The sequence below is a fragment of the Frankia sp. CoWAU3 genome (assembly GCF_977971855.1).
The window spans coordinates 13,895-15,065 of sequence record NZ_CDWWXB010000026.1 but is presented as its reverse complement, the minus strand read 5'-3'; the positions used below and the strand labels follow the sequence as shown (position 1 = coordinate 15,065).

2 protein-coding genes and 1 pseudogene are annotated in these 1,171 nt (G+C 71.9%); 1 reads left to right on the top strand and 2 read right to left on the bottom strand.

Translation table 11 applies throughout. The features are described 5' to 3' along the window. A pseudogene (locus AC08ON_RS04650) lies at positions 1–208 on the bottom strand (LytR C-terminal domain-containing protein); the annotation flags it as partial. An 8-nt stretch (positions 209–216) separates the two neighbouring features. Then, entirely contained in the window at positions 217–540 is a 324-nt protein-coding gene (locus AC08ON_RS04645) for a DUF3263 domain-containing protein (protein WP_084680675.1), read from the bottom strand. A gap of 270 nt (positions 541–810) precedes the next feature. Here AC08ON_RS04645 and AC08ON_RS04640 point away from each other — a divergent pair. Then, on the top strand, positions 811–1,171 hold a 361-nt coding region (locus AC08ON_RS04640; RefSeq protein WP_476616517.1), incomplete at its 3' end, for an RNHCP domain-containing protein.

Sequence of the window (1,171 nt, the reverse complement as noted above, 5' to 3'; positions counted from 1 at the left end):
CTTGGTCCGTGCCCGGCCGCGCCGAGCGCGTCGGGGCCGCGACCTGGGTGGTGGAGCCGTCCGTGTTGGACGAGCCGTTCAGCAGATTGACCACCAGGATGCCCGCGAGTACGGCGAGAACCGCGACGACGCCCGCGCCGAGGGTGTGAAGCCGGTCCGGGCGCCACCGGTGGGGACGCCGCTGCGGTGCGTTCGTGGCATGTGTCATGCGTGGTCTTACCTCTCGGCCCGGTCATGTCGGCCGGATCGGGCCGCCCGGCGTTGCTCCCGCAGCCGGCGCAGCCGGCGGACCAGCATCGGATCGGCTATCAGCGCGGCTTCCGAATCGATCAGCCGGTTCAACAGCTGGTAGTAGCGCGTTGATGACAGTCCGAACTCGACCCGGATCGCCTCCTCCTTGGCTCCCGGGTGACGCCACCAACCCTGCTCGAAGCGCAACATGCGACGATCGCGATCGGACAGTTCGTTCGGCGGGACGTCCGCCCGCGCCGGTTTCTCGGGCGGCAGTCTCTCGGGCGGCAGAGGATGTGCTGCCTCCACAGCGGGACCTCCTCGGGACGCATCCGGGACGATGGGCGCGATGGTGCGCCGACGTACCACGCCCGGTATGGTGCGCCGCCCACTATTTCACCCCGTGGGTCCGACATCCTCGGCGTCTCCGGCGACACACGTCCCGCCCACGGCCCGGCCGCCCGGCGCGGATACGATGAGATGTTGGCGGGAGGCCCCCACCCGGTTCCGGCCAGCTCCGAGCGCCCCGATTGGCTACCGTTGGCGCTGATTGGCTTCCGGGCAGGCGGGGCACGCCGTGTGGTGGCCTACCCTTGGCCGGTGAGCCGGCGCTTCACCCGCACCACCGAGGACTTCGTCTGCCTGGTCTGCGCGACGGCCGTGCGTGGTGACGGGTACACCAACCACTGCCCGTCCTGTCTGTCGTCGCGGCACGTTGACGTCAACCCCGGCGACCGGGCGGCGCGGTGCGGCGCTGTGATGCGGCCGGTCGCGGTGGAGAGCCGTACGCACGATCTGGTCATCACGCACGTCTGCGAGCGGTGCGGGCATCGGCGCCGCAACCGGTCCGCCCCGGCGGACGATCACGACACGCTGCTGGCGGTCGCCGCCGCGGCCGCGCAGGCGGCGACGGCCCCAGGGCTGCCGGCCCCAGGGGCAC